This window comes from Deinococcus humi (assembly GCF_014201875.1).
Classification (GTDB): Bacteria; Deinococcota; Deinococci; order Deinococcales; family Deinococcaceae; genus Deinococcus; species Deinococcus humi.
Genome location: NZ_JACHFL010000001.1, coordinates 214,245 through 232,311 on the forward strand (window position 1 = coordinate 214,245; position 18,067 = coordinate 232,311).

Below are 18,067 nucleotides of genomic sequence, written 5' to 3' on the forward strand. Positions count from 1 at the left end.
TCTACCGTTGTGGCGCTCCGAACGAGACCGGACATCTCATTCGGAGCGCTTGGGCGGTCAGGCCTCTCTTCCCTGCCCCGGACCTCAGGAGCCGGTTCACACCTGCATTCCGCCCGTCACCGCCGGCTCGCGTCAGCTACCTACACACGGCACAGGTGTTCTTTACCTCCGCTCCTCAACGAATAATCCGGGCGGGCTCAATGTTGGCGGCGCGGCGGGCGGGGATCAGGGCAGCCAGCAGCGTGGTGATCAGGCCCACGACGTTCACGCCCAGCAGATCGGTCCAGCGCACCTCCACCGGCAGTGAGGTGATGAAGTACAGATCGCCCGGAATCTGGAAGGGCCGCACGGTGAAATACGCGCTGATGCCCAGGCCCAGCAGGTTGCCCAGCAGCAAGCCGCCCAGGCCCAGCACCAGCCCCTCCAGCAGGAAAATCCGCGTGATCAGCCCGCGCGTGGCCCCGATCGCGCGCAGGATGGCAATTTCCTGGGTCTTCTCGAACACCGCCAGCGTCAGAACATTGGCAATCCCGAAGGCCGCGACGATCACGATCAGAAAGACCACGAAGCCGATAACCTTCTTCTGCAAGGCCAGTTGATCCAGCAGCGTGCCATAGATGCTCTGCCACGGCAGGGAACTGTAGGCGCGGGGCCGGGTCAGCTCAGCACCGACGTCCGGGGCGAGGTTGGGATCGGTCAGGCGCAACTGGTAGCCGGTGATGTTGGTGGTGGCCTGCAAGTTCTGCAACGTCGCCAGACTGGTAAAGGCGTAGGCACTGTCGATCAGGTAATTGCCGGTGGTAAAGATGCCCTTGACCGTGAAACTGCCCCGGCGCTGGGTGCTGTTCAGCAGCCGCACCTCGTCGCCGGTAAAGCCGCCGATGCTTCGGGCCAGCGCCGAGCCGAGCAGGATCTCTCCTGGCCCCAGCGTACCGAGCAGCCTGCTTTCCTGCGGCGGCAGTTGCAGCACCTGCGCGGCTTCCGGCGCCACACCGAACAGAGTGGCGAAGTCTACCCCCGCGCGGTTGCCCGGACCCGCGGGGCGTGTGAGCAGCCCCTTATCGGCCAGGAAGGGCGTGAAGGCCAGCACACGTGAATCGGCCTTGATGGTCTGTTCCAGTTCAGGGTCACGTCCCTCGGGACTGAAGGAGTTCAAGCTCAGGTGAGGGCTGGCACGCAGGGTGGCATCCACCAGGGCGCGGGTAAAGCCATTGGTCAGGCTCAGGGCGGCGATCAGGGCCATCACCCCCACGGCAATCCCACCAATCGTCAGCAGGTTCTGGGTGCGCCGCCTCGACAGGTGTGCCCGCGCGATGGACCACGCCAGCGCCCCCGTGCTGGAACGGGTGGGCGGGGCAGCGGACAGCTGTGGGCGGGACATGCGAAGCGGAGGATAGCAGACGCACTCCAGAGGACAGCAGGCCCAGTGTCTGAAAAGACAAAAAAGAGCCGCCCGCATGGACGGCTCAATGATTCAATTGGAGAGGAACGGTCTCCAGGATAGCCAGGGTTCAGCGAATGGCCGTGATCCGCACCTGCCGCGCGCCAAAGTTGATGGCCTGACTGCGGGTGCTCATCCAGATATCCAGGCTGCCGGTCTTGCGGGCGGCCATGGTGTCCTCGACGATAAAGGTGCGGCCGCGCAGCAGGTTGTTGTAGCGCCCACTAAGGTCCTCGATGGTGATGCGGGTACCGTACGGGAAGGAACGCAGCATGTCACGGCTCAGGGCCACCACGCCGGGCCGTGTGCGGGTGCCGGTAGCGGTGATGAACGGCGTGCTGTCGGTCTGTCCCGCCAGGCTGTTGTAGGCGGTGGCGCGCACAATGGCTGAGCGCCCCCGCGCAGTGATCGCGGCCACGGGCGCGGGCGCGGCGGGCCTGGCCTGAGCCTGCTCCCGCTGCGCCTGAGCCACGGCGGCGGCGCGGGCCTGGGCGGCCTGGGCCTGCGCCGTGGCCTGTGGCCGGGCCACCAGGGCTGGGGCCGGAGCGCGCCGAACGATGGGGGCAGGAGCAGGAGGCGGCGGGACCACCATGGCCTGACGAACAGCGTCACTGGCCACCGAACTTGCGGGAAGGGCAGGAGTTGCGCAGGCCAGGCCCGCAAAGCCGAACAGGACACCAAAGGCCCAGCGATTGAGTTTTGAAACCATATGTTCTCCTTGGGACCTGGGCAGCGCTGCGGCCCGCGTCCAGTGCGCCGCCAATCAGGCAGCGCGCAATTCGGAACTGAGTCGTACTTAAATCTGAGAGCAGTCGTTAAGACACCCCCGACCTCGCAGGTGAGCCTAGAGGCACAACATTCTCAGGATATGAGCCAGACCTATCTCCAGACTCACAAAATCGGAATAAAATTCTGGACTCAGATCAAAAGAATTAATATTTCGCGCTATATACAGCGAAATCAAGATGAGAGAGCGTTCAATACCTTGCCCGCACTCTCATCCTTTTGGATGACAAAAGAACCCTGAACAGGCTCTTTGGCCCTCAATCGTGAAGTTTTTTCGCCAGAACATAATCTGACCGACAATTGAAAGTGAACTGAACTGCCCTTCGATTCCAAGCATCGCCAACAGCATTACCAATGTGCATGATGTTTTCAGCAGAAGCTCAGACAGGGCCTGTCGGCAGTGCCTGAGTCGCAATGAACCTATTTCTCCTTGGTCTTTGGAGCCTCAATTTTAGGGGCCGCGCCCCAGGTCGACAGCACATCTTTCATAATCTCGCGGAAGACAGGAGCGGCCAGCATCGAACCGTGATAACCCAGCTTGGCGCCGTGCGCCATGGCCACCACCGTAATTTGTGGGGCATCGACTGGATAGAAGCCAGTGAAGACGCTGTTGTAGATGGTCGAGGAGTACCGGCCATCAATGACAACCTGCGCCGTGCCAGTCTTGCCGCCCAACGCGTAGCCCTTGATTCCAGCCTGATGCGGAATCCCCTCCTCAATGACAGCCTGCAACATGTTCCGGGTGGTCCGGGCCACTTCAGGACGGACGATCTCGTGCCTCTGGGTGGCGCCCGCCACACCTTCCACGAGCTGGGGCGGCAGGTAAAGGCCGTCGTTGGCCAGCGCGTTGTAGGCGGAGGCCAGCTGCAGGGTGGTGGTGCTCATGCCCTGTCCGAAGGAGTTGGTCACCCGCACCAGATCGTCCCACTTGCGCAGCGGCTGAAGCTGCCCCGTGGCGGCGGGCACCACGGGCATGTCCGGGTAGCTGCCGAAACCGAAGCCCGTGAAATAGGTGCGCAGCTTGTCGGACCCGAACTTCTCGACGATATGGCTCATACCCACATTGCTGCTGTAACGCAGGATCTGCTTGGTGTTCAGGGTGGGGGGATGGTCCACCGCGTCGTGAATGACACTGCCCCAACGGCCACCGACATGCCGGTGCATGGGCGTCTCGTAGGTGGTGGTGGGGGTGGTGATGCCCTCGTTGATGGCGGCGGCCACCACCAGCCCCTTGATCACGGAACCCGGCTCATAGACGTCCAGGAAGGGGCGGTTGCGCCGGGCATCCAGGCTGTAATCACGCCAGTTGTTGGGATCGAATGCGGGATAGCTGGCCGCAGCCAGCACACGCCCGGTGCGGGTTTCCATGACCACCACCGAACCGTATTCGGCCTCGTGTTCTGGAATGGCCTTGCTCAGCGCGGATTCAGCGGCGGCCTGAACGCTGGTGTTGATGGTCAGGCGCAGGTCCTGGCCCGCGGCCAGACTGCGGTCATAGGCGTATTCCAGCCCTTCCAGACCGTCGGTGGTGCCCATCATCCCCAGCACCTGCCCAGCCAGACGGCCCTGAGGATAGACGCGCTTGCCGTCCACGCTCTGGGCCAGCACCTTGCCGTCACTGGACGTGATCGTGCCGCGCGACTGCACCAGACTGCGCCCCACGCTGCTGGGCACGTTCCACTCCAGTTGCGCGTAGGCCCACACCAGCGACAGGAACAGCAGGGTCGCCACAAGCTGCATCAAACGGGAGCGGTTGCGAATTTTTACCTCCACTGCGTTCTCACCTCCACGGTGTTGTCGGGCTGCCCCAAACTGCTGGGCTGGACTGGACTGGACGGCTGGGCTGGGCGGGCTGACACGGATTTGGCTGACTCTGGACTGGTGGGCTCCGCTTTGACTGCGTCCGCACTCACCCCCGCGTTCCGCTGACCCGGGGGCGGCAACGGCAGGAAAGCCTGTGATTCGTTGGGAGCCTCAGCGAAGCGGATCATGCCGTTGGCAAAAGCCCAGTCCCGGATACGCTGCGGGTTTTCCAGGGTCTGGACCCGCACTGCCAGGTCGTTGCGCTGGGTCAGGAGTGTCGCCTCACGTTCCTGAACGGCGCGCAGAGCCGGGCGAATGTCCTGGGTGAAGTACCGCACGCCGACCAGGGCCAGGGCCAGGGCCAGATAGATCAGCACATAGCGGATGGCCCGGCTCCGCCAGGTGGCCTCGCTCAGGTCAATGTTGCGCAGGCGCGGGCGCAGGGCACTCACTGCGTTTCCTCCGGAGCCAGCTTCTCGGCGCTGCGGAGTTTGGCGCTGCGCGCGCGCGGGTTGCTGTCCTGCTCGGCTTCTGCCGCGATCACCGGACGCTTGGTCAGGGGGCGCAGGGCCGCACTCCCCAGCAGAAAACGTTTGACGATGCGGTCTTCCAGCGAGTGGAAACTGATCACCGCCAGCCGTCCGCCGGGACGAAGCAGCGCCTCGGCAGCGCTCAGGCCGTCGCGCAGCGCACCCAGCTCGTCGTTGACATGAATCCGCAGCGCCTGAAAGGTGCGCCGCGCCGGGTGGATGCCCTTGGTGAAGCCGGGATAGGCCCGTTTGACGATCTCGGCCAGTTCCACCGTGGTTTCAATCGGCGCCTTCTCGCGGGCGTACACGATGCCGCGTGCGATGCGGCGCGACAGGCGGTCCTCGCCGTATTCGTAGATGATCGAGGCCAGCTCGGCTTCGGGATAGGTGTTGACCACCTCGGCGGCGCTCTCACCCGACTGGCTCATCCGCATATCCAGCGGGGCCTCACTGTGGTACGAGAACCCCCGGTCCGTGTCGTCCAGCTGGAAGGAGCTGACGCCGATGTCGAGCAGCACGCCGTCCACCCCATTCACCCCAGCTCCGGCGAGCAGGTTCCCCATGTCGCGGTAATTGCCCTCCAGCACGGTCAGACCGTCCAGACCGGCGTCACGGGCACGGGCCAGCGCGAAGGGATCCTGATCAATGCCGTACACGGTTGCGCCCGCTGCGAGCAGCAGCCGGGTATGGCCCGCGCCGCCCAGCGTGCCATCCACGAACACCTTGCCGGGAGCTGGAGCCAAGGCATTCAGCACCTCGGCGGCCAGCACGGGCACGTGGGTCAGGGCGGGGGAAACAGGGGTGGACGGAGAGTCGCTGGAGAGGTCAGGAGCAGTGTTGTTCATGCGAATCACGCCACGAAATTGATGAGCAGATCGGGTTTAGGAGGATTGTCCTGCACGGCGCTGATGGCCGCGTCCCAGCGTTGTGGACTCCACAGTTCCAGTCGACCTGGCGCGCCCGCCACGACGACATCGCCGTCAAGAGCGGCGAAGGTCCGCAGGGGCTGGGGCACGGAGACGCGGCTCTGGTTGTCCAGCCGCGCCTTGCTGGCGCCAGAGTAGAAGAAGCGGACAAAGGAACGGGATTCGGCGTCGGTCAGAGGCAGCCCCTCAAGCTGTTCTTCCACCCGCCGCCAGCTGGCGAGCGGAAAGACGTACAGGCAGCCTTCCATCCCGCGCGTCAGGATCATGCCGTCCTCGACGAATTCTCGAAAGGCTGGTGGCATGACCACGCGTCCCTTGTCGTCGATGGTGTAGGGGTACTCTCCAAACGGCAAATCCTGTCCCGCTCCTTTTTCGGCTTTTCCCACCCTTTCCCACCAGATGGGGACAGGGCCGAGGCCAGCCTTCCAACCTGAAAGGTACGTAAAGAGAGGCTTCAGGTTGTACGCAGGAGTGTAACAAGCGCTCCCACGAATTACCACCCGTTCCCACGTTTTCCCCGAATTCTTTCCAAATTCTCCCTCTTTTCCCACTGACATCTCCAACTGTTGATCCAGGGACCAGCTGGTTTTGAGGAAGGAAGGGCGGAAGAATCACGCTCTAGACAGCAAAATAGCATTTTTGGCCGCTGGGGCATGGATATGACTGGAGATTCCCTTGATTTCCCACCCCGCAGGACAAATCCCCACCCCTTCCCTCCTAAGCTGGGGACATGCGAATGACCCGTTCCACCGCTTCAGTTTCCTCGCTGTCCACCTTTCAGATGGGGGCAATCCTGGCTGCGCTGGGCGTGGCGCTGGGCGCCTTCGCGGCCCACGGCCTGAAGGCTCGACTGGAGCCGAACCTGCTGGCCAACTTTGAAACCGGGGTGCGTTACCAGATGTATGCGGCGCTGGCGCTGCTGGTGCTGGGCACGCGCCCGGAGCAGCGTCGGGCGCCCATGCTGTTGCTGTCGGGCGCAGTCATCTTCAGCGGCACACTGTACATCCTGGCGCTGACTGGTCTGAAATGGCTGGGCGCGATCACCCCGATCGGTGGGGTCCTGCTGATCGCCGGATTCGTGCTGGCGGCGCTGGACGCCCGGCGCTCGGCTTAGGCGCCGCTCAACCCGAATCAGGGGGGGTCAACAGGCGCGACAGCGCCGTCTCAAGCGTCGTCCGGGCCTGCTCAGGGGTGATCTGGCGCAAGAGCAGGTGCACGCTCAGGCCGTCAAGCAGTGCGTGGATCTCCGTGGCCGCCGCCTGCGGCGTGTGCGCGGGCAGCCAGCCCTGCCGGGCAAACGTCTCAAACGCCCCGACAAAGATCGTATTCAGATCGCGGTACAGCACGCCCTGGGCGTCGGCGAAGTCCTGATCGCTGACCGCTGCGCCCACGAAGGCCAGCCATACTTCCAGCCACACCCGGCCCTCCTCGTCCAGCGGCAGGGTGACCTCCAGACGGTTCAGAAAGTCTTGGAACGGATCGGAGCTGGCGGGCACGGACTGGACCCGCTGCCAGGCCTGTTCGCCGATCTGTCCTGCGGCGAAGTTGAGGATGGCCTCGCGGTTGGGCAGGTAGTGCCGGATGGCACCGCTGGACCAGCCGCTGCGCTGAGACAGGTTACGAATGGTGACCCCAGCCAGCCCCTGCTCGCGGATCAGGCTCCAAACCGCTACCGTCAGTTCGGCACGGCGCTGGGCATGATCGACAATGCGGGGCATGTGGAGCTGTTTTAGCACAGTGTTGCCAAAATAGACAGACTGTGGTATTTCTGCTCTGACGCATTTGGCACCTTTGTGCTAAAACGCGAAGGAGACCACTGTGGGATGGACCGCCCTTTTGCTGGCTGGCCTGTGTGAGATCGGCTTCACCACCTGTTTGCAACTCAGCAACGGCTTCAAGAGGAAGTGGCCCAGCGCGTTCTTCGTGCTGTTCGCCATCGCCAGCTTTCAGCTGATGAGCATGGCGCTGGAAACCCTGCCGCTGGGCACGGTCTACGCTGTGTGGACTGGCATAGGGGCGGTAGGCACGGCGCTGGTGGGCATCTTCTATTTCCGAGAATCGGCCACGCCGCTGCGGCTGGGGCTGCTGGCCGTGGTGGTGCTGCTGATTATCGGGCTGCGGGTGGTTCCATGAAAGCGCCCGCCATCAAGGGCTGGACAGGCTGGCACTGGCTGATCCTAGGCGGGCTGATGGAAATCGGCTTCGCCACCGCGCTCAAGCTGGAGCAGACCCAGCCCCAGTTTTTCTACGTGTTTCTGGTGTGCGCCTACCTCAGCTTCGATTTCCTGGCACGGGCACTGAAGACCATTCCGCTGGGCACCGCCTACGCCATCTGGACCGGGATCGGGGCCGTGGGAGCCGTCCTCGTAGGCACGGCCTTGTTCGGGGAAGTCCTCAGCCTGGCACGGCTCATCCTGATCGGGCTGCTGATCGCTGCGCTGATCGGGTTAAAGCTGGTGGGCGGCAACAGGGGATCACAGGAAGCCGCCTCTCCCTTTCCGGGAGAGGCGGCGGGTGGTGCGGGGGAACTGTAAGCCGGGTTCTGTCCATCACTCGCGTGACTGTTCGGCCATCTCTCTGGGACGGGCGTCGCCGCCGCGCCTCGATGCGACCATCCTGGCGGTCAATGGAACGGGCCGTTCCTCGCGCACTGTCGGGTCTTGCACCGGATGGGGTTTACCAGAACGCCGCAAGTCTCCCTGCGGCCTGGTGCGCTCTTACCGCACCGTTTCACCCTGACCAGCCCCGGCCCACGCCCGGCCTTGAATGGATGCTGGCGGTCTCGTTTCTGTGGCACTGTCCTTCGGCTTCGCCGCCACCCACGCACAGGCGCGTGACACGGGCACTTGACTCGCCGACCAGCCGTTAGCTGGCATCCTGCCCTGCGGTGCCCGGACTTTCCTCACCCCCCAGTCCACAAGTGGACGGAGAAGCGCGGCCGAACGTTCCCCCGCGCCGGAAAGGATAGCAGAGGTTGCAGGCCGCCCGGCTTCAGCCTCCTCCACCATACTTCCGGATCAGCCCCGGCAAATCCTGCTGTAACGCGCCGCCGATCACTTCCAGATTGCTGTAGACGCGCACGAATTGACCCTGCGCATCTACCACGCTGACCTGATCGCCGTGGATGCGGGCAGCCTCGCCTGCCCCCGCTCCGGCCGCTGCCGCGTTGTCCGCCCCAGAACCTGCCGGAGCAGCCAGGTGTGCGCTGTGGTCTACCTCCACCACGGGCTGAGGCTTGACATTGGCCACGAACATATCCCTGGCGGCCTCATCAATGGTGTCGGCGTTCCCCGTCAATCCGGTGAAGGCTGGCTCGAAGCGGTCCAGGTACGCCCGCACTTTTTGTGGTGTGTCAAAGACGGGGTCCACCGTGATGAACTGGATCTGAAGTTCCTGTTGCTGCTGCGGCGTCAGCAATTCGTAGCTGTTCTTCAGGCTTGCCAGCGTGGCCGGGCACACGTCCGGGCAGCGCACGAAGCCGTAGAAGATCAGCCGCAAGCGCCCGTCGCCGTGGGCCAGCGTCGTCGCCTCGCCCCGATCATTGACAAGGTTCAGCGCGGGCAGGGCCACCGGATGGTCCAGCGCCGTGCCCCCCGTCACCCCGGGATCGGACTGCCGCACAAACAGCAGGCCGCCCAGAATCACCGCGATTCCCAACAAGATGCCCGTCAACCACTTCATATGTTCAGGCTAGGGCGGGGCGGGCGGGCGGCGTGTCCCAGACGTTGAAGACAGAGGCCCTTATCAATTCAGCAGCCATGCATCCAAACTTCCACCACGATCAATATTCCGGTGGCCAGCGGCGTCACGCGCGTTGTAGGCAGAACCAGCGACGCCAGGGTCGCCAGACCGGTTAGGGGCGAGGCCGGAATCCGTCCGGTCATGTTGCACTCGCTTGCACAGCAGAAACAACGCAGGAGCGCCCAGATCCGCCAGCGCCAGTTCGTCGGCCAGACCTCGCGTTCCAGCAAAAAGAGGTGGGGAGAGCATCTCTGCCCTCCCCACCCTGCTTCTCTGGCTTTCTACAATGGGTCTACCACGCGTAGAAGATCGCCACGATCAGCAGCCACACCACGTCCACCAGGTGCCAGTACAGGCTGGCGGGGGTAATGGAGCCGTGATTGTACTTGTCCATCTTGCCGGTCATGGCCTGGTAGTAGGGCAGCGCCACACCAGTCCCGCCGATCAGGATGTGCAGACCGTGCAGGCCAACGATGATGAAGAAGCACGACTGCCACAGGTTCTGTCTCCAGTCGCTCTCCGCACCGAACAGCGAGAATTCGTAGACCTGGAAGAGCATGAAGGCCGCGCCCAGCAGCAGCGTCACGAACAGGCCCAGACGGAAGCGGGTGAGCTTGCCGTGGTGGTTGTCCTGCTCGGCGCGGTGGATCACGAACGAGGACGACACCAGGATCAGGGTGTTCAGCGCGGCCAGCCAGACGTTGGGACGCAGGGCGGGCGGCTCGGCCAGCCCGGTGACGCGCAGGTACACGTACCCGGCGATCAACACGCCGAACAGGCCGATTTCGGAGATGATGAACCACGCCATGCCCATGAAGCCGTTGTCGTACTTGGTCAGGTGGTGGTGCGCGACCGGCACAGCGTACTCACGCGTTCCGGCCCACTTGAACAGGCCCCACAGGAACACCGGGAAGCTGAGATACAGCACTAGGCTGGCGAAGACGTGGCCGGCAGAGGCTTCGAAGAAGGGTTGCAGGCCGCCAGCCGGCGTGTAGTTGGTGAACCAGCCGAAGCTTAGTCCGTAGCCCATCAACAGCAGGCCCACAGCCGTCACGAAGGGCCAGATGCTGTCCTGCGGCAGGTGAATGGTCTTGGGGTCCACCGGGGTCAGGGTGTCGCCATTCTTCTCCCAGTCGTACAGGGGACGCTCGGTGGGAAAGGTGGTGGGGAATTCGTGGGCGAAGTTGTACGCGGCAGGCGGGCTGGAAGAGGTCCACTCCAGCGTGAAGCCGCCCCAGGGGTTGTTCGAAGCGGTCATGGGCTTCTTGGCGGTGACGTAGATGTTCCACCACCACACGGCGCCCCCGGCCAGCAGCGTCAGCGCGCCCAGCGTGGAGATGAAGTTCAGTTCGGTCCAGGCGAAGTTGCCTGCGGGGTAGGTGTAGTAACGGCGGGGCATGCCCAGCAACCCCAGGATGTACTGCGGCAGGAAGGTCAGCCACGAGCCAACCATGAACAGCCAGAAGTGCCACAGGCCCAGCTTCTCGTCCATGAAGCGCCCGGTCATCTTGGGCCACCAGTAGTACAGACCCGCGAAGGCCAGGAACGCCGTGCCGAACATCATGACGTTGTGGAAGTGAGCCACGACGAAGTAGGACATCGTGACCTGATAGTCGAAGGGAATCATGCCCAGCGCGACGCCCGTGATCCCGCCGATCAGGAAGTTGAAGATAAAGCCGACCAGCCAGTACGTGGGGGTCTTCATGATGATCCGCCCGCCGTACAGCGTGCCGATCAGGTTGAAGATCTTGACCCCAGTGGGCACAGCCACGATCAGCGTGGCGATCATGAAGGCGATCTGCCAGGACTCGGGCAGACCCACGGCGAACATGTGGTGCGCCCACACCAGCAGAGAAACCAGCACGATGCCCAGCAGCGAGTAGACCATCACGCGGTAGCCGAACAGCGGCTTGCGGGCCATGGTGGAAGCGACTTCAGCGCCAATGCCCAGATAGGGCAGCAACATCACGTACACGGCGGGGTGCGAGTAGAACCAGAAGAACTGCTGGAACATGACCGGCACGCCGCCGATGCCCGGGTTGAACATGCTCAGGCCCAGCTTGATTTCCAGGTAGGTGACCAGCGCCGCCGCCGTCAGGCCGCCCAGCGAGATCAGCTGCAGGATGGAGGTGGAGAAGATCGCCCAGCAGAAGATCGGCATTTTCCACAGGCTCATGCCGGGGGCACGCATGTTCACGATGGTGGCCGCGAAGTTGGCACTGCCCAGCAGTGAGGCGATGCCGTTGAGGGTCAGCGCGACCATCAACATCGACACGCCGGTCTGGTTGGCATCTACTGACAGGGGGTAATAGAACGTCCAGCCGACGCCGGGAGCGCCGCCGTTGACGAGGGAGGTCACCACCAGCACCAGGCTGAAGATGAACAGCCACACCGCGAAGGTGTTCACGCGTGGCAGCGCCACGTCGCGCACGCCCAGTTGCAGCGGCAGGAACCAGTTGCCGAAACCGAACAGGCCGATCGGAATCAGGAAGAAGAAGATCATCAGTGCGGCGTGTACGGTCAGCACCTGGTTATAGGTGTTGCCCACCAGGAAGGTGTTGTCCGGCACCGCCAGCTGAATGCGCAGGCCGACGGCCAGGATGCCTGCAAGGGCGAAACCGATCAGGCTGGTGAGGATGTAGAGCGTCCCGATCTTCTTGTGATCGGTGGTCATCATGTAATCTTTGAGGATTTCCCAGGCGCTGGGCCGCGCGGAGGGCGCGTGACTGGGAACTTGCTGTGGAGCCTGGATGGTCACTACTTACCTCCCGGTACGGGGCTGGAAGTCTTTGCAATTTGGGCAGAGGCATTTTGAGCCGCGTCCGATGAACCGTAGACGGGCGTGTCGTTCCAGTAGTTGGCCTCTTCGGGCAACTTGAGGGTCCGCAGATAAGCGGCCACGTCGTCAATTTCCTCATCGGTCAGGACGCCGCCCTTGACCTGCTTGCCGTTGGCCGTGTATTCGCTGCCGTCATAAGTGGGCATCAGGCTGCCGGGTTTGACGTAGGGGCTGTGCTTGATCCAGGCATGCAAGATCTCTTTAGCCCTTGGAGTTTCCCAGTGTTCTTCTTCCATGAACTCCCACATCCCCGCGCCCAGGGTACGGCGGGTCCCGAAGAAGCTCAGGTCTGGACCAGCTACGCCCGCCGCCGTGGTGCCCTGAATACGGTGGCAGGCGGCGCAGGCCAGCGCACCAGTCGCGGGTTTGCCCTGCATAAAGATCGCGTAGCCACGCGCTTCAGCGCTGTCTGCGGCAGGTTCGGGAGCCCGGTAGGCTTTGGCCGCCGCGAGGAAGCTGTTGTAGCGGGCCTGATCCAGGGCGATGACCTTGTAGCGCATGTTGGCATGGCTGGCGCCGCACAACTGCGTACAGTTACCCTGATAGACGGCGGCGCGGTCGATGTCCACGTTCCAGGTCTTGAGGGTGGCGGGCATGGCCGCACGCTGCCCACCGATGTTCGGTGCCCAGAATCCGTGGATCACGTCACCGCTGGTAATGGTCAGTGCCACACTCTGCTTGGTCGGCATGATCATCTCGTTGCCGTTGGTCACGTTGCCACCCGCATCCGCCTTGACCTCAGGATACGAGAAGTTCCACCAGAACTGCCGGGCCAGCACGTCAATCTTGCTGGCCTGGTCTGGCACGGGATTGAGGATCGCCATGCTGCGCACGGTCAGCACCGCCAGCGCCATAACGATAATCACCGGCACCACCACCAGGATCACTTCCAGACGATTGTTGCCGTGGAACTGCGCAGGCGGTGCGGTGTTCTTATCGTCACGGAATTTGTTGACAGTGTAAAAAAGTGCGTAGGACACGGCCACGAAAATAATGACCGACATGACGATGGCGAAGATACTCATGAACGCAACTTCCCGATTGAAGCCCGACGCCAGATCGCCCATGCTGATCAGCTGCCGCGAGCCGCATCCGCTGAGCAGCGTCACGCCCAGGCCAGCCATGACGCCGTACCCAAGATTGCGCCGCAGTCTCTCCCTGGCTGCTGCCCCCGACTTCCCATGAGGCGGGTGCCCCCCCTGAGACTGGCCGCTGTGACGGTGTATGGTATTCAACTTCCGCTCCTTATCCTGTGCCCTGAATCCTGTGTTCCGGCTCTAGCGCTGTGGGACTTTTCCCGTGCTGTCTTCTTTGAATCACCGGCAGTTTAACGCCTCACGCGGCAGATTGGGAGTTTGCTGCCACGCCCCGACACCCGTAACCGGGCGGGACTGACCGAACGGTCAAGCGTTGCCCCTATTTAAGCAGAGGTCCGGGTGGGCAAGTGTCCTTACTCCGCTGCTGGAGCGGAGTATTTCGTGCCCTGTTCTCCTCACGGGCGCGTCTGGTTAGGGAAGTTTCAGCCCAGATGTGCGAAGACGATGCGGTCCACCGCGCCCATGACGAACAAGATCGCCAGATACAGCATCGAGTACAGATACAGCGGCACAGCCACCTTGCGCTCGACCTTGTTGCCCGCAAAAATGTGCTTGTACAGCCGCCATGACAGCGTCAGCAGCCAGCCGCCCAGCGCCGCCGCGCTGATGATGTAGATCGCACCGACCTCATGCAGCAGCACCGGCATCAGTGACAGCACCACCGTATAGATAGCGTACAGCCCGATCTGCGCCACGGTCAGCTTGTCACCGTGCACCACCGGCAGCATGGGAATGCCCACCTCACGGTACTCGTCCTTGATCATCAGGGCCAGTGCCCAGAAATGCACCGGCGTCCAGAAGAAGATGATCGCGAACAGGAACCATGCGAACAGATTGAGGTCGCCTGTGACGGCGGCCCAGCCCACCAGCGGAGGAAAGCAGCCGGCGGCCCCACCCAGCACGATGTTATGCCAGGTATGCCGTTTGAGCAGCATCGAATAGACGACCACGTAGGTCACAAAGCCCGCCAGGCTCATCCACGCAGCCAGGGGTGAGCCCCAGACCCACAGCATGATGAACGACAGGAGTTGCAGTGAGGTGCCGAAGATGGCCGCGTCGCGGGAGCTGATCAGCCCGCTGGTGGTGGGCCGCTTGGCCGTGCGCGCCATCTTGATGTCGATGTCGCGGTCGATAATCATGTTGAACACGCCCGCCGACCCGGCGGACATGAACCCGGCGACGCTGACCACGATCAGCAGCCACAGCCCCGGCCACCCGCGCGCCGCCATGAACATGGCCGCGACGGTGGTCCACAACAGCAGCGAGATCACCTTGGGTTTGGTCAGCGCCAGATAATCGCGCCAGCCGGCCCGAGTGGGTGTTCCGGACAGTCGGGTGGTCGTCATGCCGCCACCCCCGACAGAGCCGGGCGGGTGGCCCGCAGCGCCGTCAGTGCATGGTAGGTCAGCATCACGGCGGCCAGCCACAGCGCGCAGGCCAGCAGCAGGTGGGTCAGTTGCATCCACGCCGGGGCCTTGAACGCCACGTTGGCGAAGCCCGCGACCATCTGAAGACCCAGGACACTCCACATGTACAGGCTCCAGCGACTTACCTCTGCCGAGGGGCGCTCACGGCGCAGGAACAGACCCAGCCACACCAGGAAGGCCGCCGTCAACACCGCCAGCATGGGATGAACGACACGCAGGTTCTCGATCACGCCCGCCGTGGCCGCAAAATCGCGCCGCACCGTGTCGACCGGAGTGCCGTCGGCGGGCAGGAACAGCAGATCGCCCAGGGCCGTCACTGCGCCCGCCATGCCCAGCACCAGCACCAGGCCCAGGCCGGTGAAACTCCACAGCCCGGCCAGTCCCTGCCCGCGCAGTCGCAGGCGCGGTTTGCCCAAGGCCCACAGCGCGGTCAGCAGGAGCGCTCCCAGCAGAAGGAAGGTGTTGGCCAGATGAATACCCTGCACGAAGCCGCGCGCCGGATCGGTGCTCTGCGCGGTCAGACCCAGCAGCACCTGCACGCCGCCCACCAGCCCTTCCAGAAAAATCAGGCCCAGGCTGAGCAGCGCGCCGAAACGGGCCGGATGGCCGGGCCCGGTGACCAGAAAGGCCAGCGCCACCAGCGCGATGGCCAGCAGCCCGCTCACGCCGCTGGTCAGACGATGACTGAATTCGATCACCGTGTGAAGTGTCGGATTCTGCGGCACCACCACACCATTACACAGAGGCCAGTGGTCCCCGCAACCGGCCCCGGCCCCGGTCAAACGCACCACCGCACCCCACAGGATTACCAATACGTTGTAGGCCAGCGCCCCCCAGGCCAGCCGGGGCAACCACACCCCCGGCAGCGTGCGCGGGGCAGTCAGCGTTCTGCTCAACTCCTCACCTTCCCTTGTCGCCCGGTGCTCTGCCACGCATGAAAGCTGTCAGAGACCGGGCAGCGAATGACAGAACATATTCTACTCGCCTATACCGGCGGCGGATTGTCCCCCACTGGGAATTGGGCGGCACAAACCTCTAGGGTCCTGGGGCACAAGGGGCTCAAGGACCTGTCCTCTCGCCTTACCCCTTGCCGCGACTCCTTGGGTCACCCGACTCACCCCTTCGTCCGGGCCATCCCGCCCACAGCCCGGCCCTAGACTGCCCGGTGATATGGCAGCAATCATCAACGAGTGGGCGGTCATCATGATCGTTTTGAGTGGAATCGCCCTGTGTACGGGCGTGTACTTTATTCGCACGGGCAGGCGCGTGTGGCACATGCGCGCCATGCTCACCGCCAGCGCCCTGGCCACGGTCTTTCTGGTGCTGTACCTGACCCGTCTGGGCCTGGGCTACGAGAAGGTCTTCACCGGGCCGCAGGAGTGGCGGCCTGCGTACTACATTCTCCTCATCAGCCACATCATCCTGGCCGCCGCCAATCTGCCGCTGGCCCTGGTGGCCCTGTGGAACGCCTGGAATGGCCTGAAGCGGGCCGGAACGCTCGAGAATATCGAAGCGCCCGCCGCCCGCCCCTACTTCAACCGCCACCGTGCGTGGGTGCGCTGGACCGTGCCGGTGTGGCTGTACGTGGCGGTGACAGGCTGGATCATCTACCTGGTGCTGGGCCGATGGGGCGAGGTGGTCACCGGGTAACACCGGCCCACAAGAAGCGCCACTCCGATCCCGACAAACGGAACCTGGAGCGGCGCTTTGTACAGCTGGGCTGTACCTCCAGCCGATCTGAGACCTGACTGGGTCAGGCTTTAGGCGGGAACGCCAGATGGCCCTCGAAGTGCCAGCCGCTGAACTTGTAAGGCTTCTTCTCGATCAGTGTGCCGCGCATGATGCCGTGCTGGGTGTTGACCTGCACGTCGCAGCGGCCCTGGCCCTGGCAGTTTTTCTGCAAAGCCTCGATATCGCTTTCCAATGTACCGGCGGGCAGCGTCTTGCCCTCGGCGTAGATCGCCAGCTTCTTGTTTGGCTGCACCACATATTTTCCTTCCAGAATCAGCATCCCTTCAGAATACGCGATGGCAGTAAAGAAGAATGTTCCACGGCCAGAGCAGGGCTCCCTCTGTCACCTGGGGAGAGACGCCCGCACAGGCCTACACTGCGCGGGTGAGCCTCACGCCTGAACCGCAGACCCCAGGCCAGTCCACCGCCGGCCAGAACGTGCTGCACCTGCCCGAGTTCCGCGCCATGCTGCTGGCCGCCGTGACCAGCACGCTGGCCAGCCGCGCCGTGGCCCTGACGGTGGCCTACCAGCTGTACCAGATCACCAAAAACCCGCTGACGCTCGGCATCCTGGGACTGGTGGAGGCCATTCCAGCCCTGAGCCTGGCGCTGTTCGGCGGCGTGGTGGCGGACCGCAATGACCGCCGCCGCATCCTGCTCATGACCATTGGGGTGGAGGTGATCTGTGCCCTGCTGTTCGCTCTATACGCGCCGCACGCCGCCGTCAACGGCATCTGGCCGATCCTGGCCCTGATCTTCACGCTGGGGGTGGCGCGCGGGTTTTCCGATCCGGCGCTGCCCGCCTTTCAGGCGCAGGTGGTGCCGCGCGAGTTGCTGCTGCGGGCCTCGGCGTGGCGCTCGAGTGCAGGGCAGGCGGCGGCCATCACGGGTCCGGCGCTGGGCGGGGTGCTGTACGCCTCGGTTGGCGCGGCAGGTGCGTACGGTGTGGCCTGCGCGTTGCTGCTGGTGTCGCTGGCCTGCGTGGCCTACGTCAAGCCCAAACCGAAACCGCGCTTCGTTCCCGGCGAGCCAATCTGGCGGAGCATCAAGGAAGGGCTGGCTTTCGTGGTGGGCCGACAGGTGCTGGTGGGCAGCATGGCGCTCGACCTCTTCAGCGTGCTGTTCGGGGGCGCGGTGGCCCTGCTGCCCATCTTCGCCTCCGATATCCTGCGGGTGGGGCCGGTTGGCCTGAGCGTCATGGTGGCCGCCCCAAGCGTGGGGGCGCTGGGGGTCATGCTGTACGCCACGCACCGCCCGCCGGGCAAGAATGCGGGCCGCACGCTGCTGGTGGCGGTGGCGGGCTTCGGCGTGAGCATCATCACCTTCGGCCTGTCCCACAATTTCTATCTGAGTGTGGCCGCGCTGGTTGCCACCGGCCTGTTTGACGGCATCAGCATGGTGATCCGCAGCGCCACGTTGCAACTCAAGGCACCGGACCATATGCGCGGACGGGTCAACTCGGTCAGCGGCATGTTCATCGGGGCCAGCAATGAACTGGGCGCTTTCGAGAGCGGCGTGGCGGCCAGCCTGCTCGGCACGGCCCGCAGCGTGTGGCTGGGCGGCATCGTCACCTTGATCGTGGTGGGTGTGACTGCGTACCTGGCTCCCGAACTGCGGGCCATGAATCTGGACGACATCGAAGATGATCTGCCGCACGACCTGCCCGAGGCAGATATGGCGGCACCCAAGCCTTCGCCAGACGTCGCGCCGCGTCTCTGATCGGCGGGCTGGGGCCTTCAGCCTCGA

At 63.8% G+C, this 18,067-nt stretch carries 18 protein-coding genes, 1 other RNA gene and 1 pseudogene; 5 read left to right on the forward strand and 15 right to left on the reverse strand.

Going from position 1 to position 18,067, the window contains the following annotated elements:
* Positions 1-175: 175 nt before the first annotated feature.
* From HNQ08_RS01105 to mraZ, 6 genes are all read right to left on the reverse strand, one after another.
* A complete protein-coding gene (locus tag HNQ08_RS01105; protein ID WP_184127207.1) occupies positions 176-1,381 on the reverse strand; it encodes an ABC transporter permease in 1,206 nt (401 codons plus the stop codon).
* Positions 1,382-1,511: 130 nt separating this feature from the next.
* Entirely contained in the window at positions 1,512-2,150 is a 639-nt protein-coding gene (locus HNQ08_RS01110) for a 3D domain-containing protein (RefSeq protein ID WP_184127209.1), read from the reverse strand.
* Between the two features lie 497 nt (positions 2,151-2,647).
* Positions 2,648-4,000, reverse strand: a complete 1,353-nt coding sequence (locus HNQ08_RS01115; RefSeq protein WP_184127211.1) for a peptidoglycan D,D-transpeptidase FtsI family protein — start codon at positions 3,998-4,000, stop codon at positions 2,648-2,650.
* Complete coding sequence (locus tag HNQ08_RS01120) at positions 3,991-4,482, reverse strand: hypothetical protein (protein WP_229789548.1); 492 nt, start codon at positions 4,480-4,482, stop codon at positions 3,991-3,993. The genes HNQ08_RS01115 and HNQ08_RS01120 overlap by 10 nt, the downstream gene beginning before the upstream one ends.
* A complete protein-coding gene (rsmH, locus tag HNQ08_RS01125) occupies positions 4,479-5,405 on the reverse strand; it encodes a 16S rRNA (cytosine(1402)-N(4))-methyltransferase RsmH (protein WP_184127213.1) in 927 nt (308 codons plus the stop codon). The genes HNQ08_RS01120 and rsmH overlap by 4 nt, the downstream gene beginning before the upstream one ends.
* Before the next feature lie 5 nt (positions 5,406-5,410).
* Positions 5,411-5,839 (reverse strand): division/cell wall cluster transcriptional repressor MraZ, encoded by a 429-nt coding sequence (gene mraZ / locus HNQ08_RS01130; protein ID WP_184127719.1) that lies wholly within the window; start codon positions 5,837-5,839, stop codon positions 5,411-5,413.
* Positions 5,840-6,216: 377 nt separating this feature from the next.
* Between mraZ and HNQ08_RS01135 the strand changes: the two genes are divergently transcribed.
* Positions 6,217-6,600, forward strand: a complete 384-nt coding sequence (locus HNQ08_RS01135; RefSeq protein ID WP_425321329.1) for a DUF423 domain-containing protein — start codon at positions 6,217-6,219, stop codon at positions 6,598-6,600.
* Between the two features lie 7 nt (positions 6,601-6,607).
* Here the strand turns inward: HNQ08_RS01135 and HNQ08_RS01140 are convergent, their stop codons facing one another.
* A complete protein-coding gene (locus HNQ08_RS01140) occupies positions 6,608-7,204 on the reverse strand; it encodes a TetR/AcrR family transcriptional regulator (protein WP_184127217.1) in 597 nt (198 codons plus the stop codon).
* 100 nt (positions 7,205-7,304) lie between these two features.
* Here HNQ08_RS01140 and HNQ08_RS01145 point away from each other — a divergent pair, with 100 nt between their 5' ends.
* Together HNQ08_RS01145 and HNQ08_RS27810 are read left to right on the forward strand one after the other, a co-directional pair.
* Entirely contained in the window at positions 7,305-7,619 is a 315-nt protein-coding gene (locus HNQ08_RS01145; RefSeq protein WP_184127219.1) for a DMT family transporter, read from the forward strand.
* Positions 7,616-7,903, forward strand: a pseudogene (locus HNQ08_RS27810) (DMT family transporter); the annotation flags it as partial. The gene HNQ08_RS01145 and the pseudogene HNQ08_RS27810, both read left to right, overlap by 4 nt.
* Positions 7,904-8,001: 98 nt before the next feature.
* Here the strand turns inward: HNQ08_RS27810 and rnpB are convergent.
* The 7 genes from rnpB to HNQ08_RS01180 form a co-directional block, all read right to left on the reverse strand.
* Positions 8,002-8,440, reverse strand: an RNA gene (gene rnpB / locus HNQ08_RS01155) — RNase P RNA component class A.
* A 37-nt stretch (positions 8,441-8,477) separates the two neighbouring features.
* Positions 8,478-9,167 (reverse strand): SCO family protein, encoded by a 690-nt coding sequence (locus HNQ08_RS01160; protein ID WP_184127221.1) that lies wholly within the window; start codon positions 9,165-9,167, stop codon positions 8,478-8,480.
* 68 nt (positions 9,168-9,235) lie between these two features.
* Positions 9,236-9,370, reverse strand: a complete 135-nt coding sequence (locus HNQ08_RS27815) for a hypothetical protein (protein ID WP_268239989.1) — start codon at positions 9,368-9,370, stop codon at positions 9,236-9,238.
* A 149-nt stretch (positions 9,371-9,519) separates the two neighbouring features.
* Complete coding sequence (locus HNQ08_RS01165; RefSeq protein ID WP_184127223.1) at positions 9,520-11,985, reverse strand: cbb3-type cytochrome c oxidase subunit I; 2,466 nt, start codon at positions 11,983-11,985, stop codon at positions 9,520-9,522.
* Positions 11,985-13,301 carry a cytochrome c oxidase subunit II gene (gene coxB / locus HNQ08_RS01170; protein ID WP_342355670.1) on the reverse strand — a complete coding sequence of 439 codons (1,317 nt, stop codon included), beginning with the start codon at positions 13,299-13,301 and terminating at the stop codon, positions 11,985-11,987. The genes HNQ08_RS01165 and coxB overlap by 1 nt, the downstream gene beginning before the upstream one ends.
* 284 nt (positions 13,302-13,585) lie before the next feature.
* Positions 13,586-14,509: a heme o synthase gene (locus HNQ08_RS01175; protein WP_184127225.1), complete on the reverse strand. Its 924-nt coding sequence runs from the start codon at positions 14,507-14,509 to the stop codon at positions 13,586-13,588.
* Entirely contained in the window at positions 14,506-15,486 is a 981-nt protein-coding gene (locus tag HNQ08_RS01180; protein ID WP_184127227.1) for a COX15/CtaA family protein, read from the reverse strand. Before HNQ08_RS01180 ends, HNQ08_RS01175 begins: the two co-directional genes overlap by 4 nt.
* Before the next feature lie 274 nt (positions 15,487-15,760).
* Between HNQ08_RS01180 and HNQ08_RS01185 the strand changes: the two genes are divergently transcribed.
* Positions 15,761-16,240: a DUF420 domain-containing protein gene (locus tag HNQ08_RS01185; RefSeq protein WP_184127229.1), complete on the forward strand. Its 480-nt coding sequence runs from the start codon at positions 15,761-15,763 to the stop codon at positions 16,238-16,240.
* A gap of 103 nt (positions 16,241-16,343) precedes the next feature.
* Here HNQ08_RS01185 and HNQ08_RS01190 read toward each other — a convergent pair whose 3' ends face one another.
* Positions 16,344-16,601, reverse strand: coding sequence for a hypothetical protein (locus HNQ08_RS01190; RefSeq protein WP_184127231.1), 258 nt, complete (start codon positions 16,599-16,601; stop codon positions 16,344-16,346).
* A gap of 104 nt (positions 16,602-16,705) precedes the next feature.
* Between HNQ08_RS01190 and HNQ08_RS01195 the strand changes: the two genes are divergently transcribed.
* On the forward strand, positions 16,706-18,040 hold the full coding sequence (locus tag HNQ08_RS01195; RefSeq protein ID WP_229789554.1) for an MFS transporter: 1,335 nt from the start codon (positions 16,706-16,708) through the stop codon (positions 18,038-18,040).
* Positions 18,041-18,067: the final 27 nt, after the last annotated feature.

Excerpts from the sequence above, each read along its gene's own strand:
- HNQ08_RS01105 (WP_184127207.1), bottom strand. The coding sequence starts at position 1,381 with ATGTCCCGCCCACAGCTGTCCGCTGCCCCGCCCACCCGTTCCAGCACG.
- HNQ08_RS01110 (WP_184127209.1), bottom strand. The coding sequence starts at position 2,150 with ATGGTTTCAAAACTCAATCGCTGGGCCTTTGGTGTCCTGTTCGGCTTT.
- rsmH (WP_184127213.1), bottom strand. The coding sequence starts at position 5,405 with ATGAACAACACTGCTCCTGACCTCTCCAGCGACTCTCCGTCCACCCCT.
- HNQ08_RS01135 (WP_425321329.1), top strand. The coding sequence starts at position 6,217 with ATGCGAATGACCCGTTCCACCGCTTCAGTTTCCTCGCTGTCCACCTTT.
- HNQ08_RS01140 (WP_184127217.1), bottom strand. The coding sequence starts at position 7,204 with ATGCCCCGCATTGTCGATCATGCCCAGCGCCGTGCCGAACTGACGGTA.
- HNQ08_RS01160 (WP_184127221.1), bottom strand. The coding sequence starts at position 9,167 with ATGAAGTGGTTGACGGGCATCTTGTTGGGAATCGCGGTGATTCTGGGC.
- HNQ08_RS27815 (WP_268239989.1), bottom strand. The coding sequence starts at position 9,370 with ATGACCGGACGGATTCCGGCCTCGCCCCTAACCGGTCTGGCGACCCTG.
- HNQ08_RS01175 (WP_184127225.1), bottom strand. The coding sequence starts at position 14,509 with ATGACGACCACCCGACTGTCCGGAACACCCACTCGGGCCGGCTGGCGC.
- HNQ08_RS01185 (WP_184127229.1), top strand. The coding sequence starts at position 15,761 with ATGGCAGCAATCATCAACGAGTGGGCGGTCATCATGATCGTTTTGAGT.
- HNQ08_RS01190 (WP_184127231.1), bottom strand. The coding sequence starts at position 16,601 with ATGCTGATTCTGGAAGGAAAATATGTGGTGCAGCCAAACAAGAAGCTG.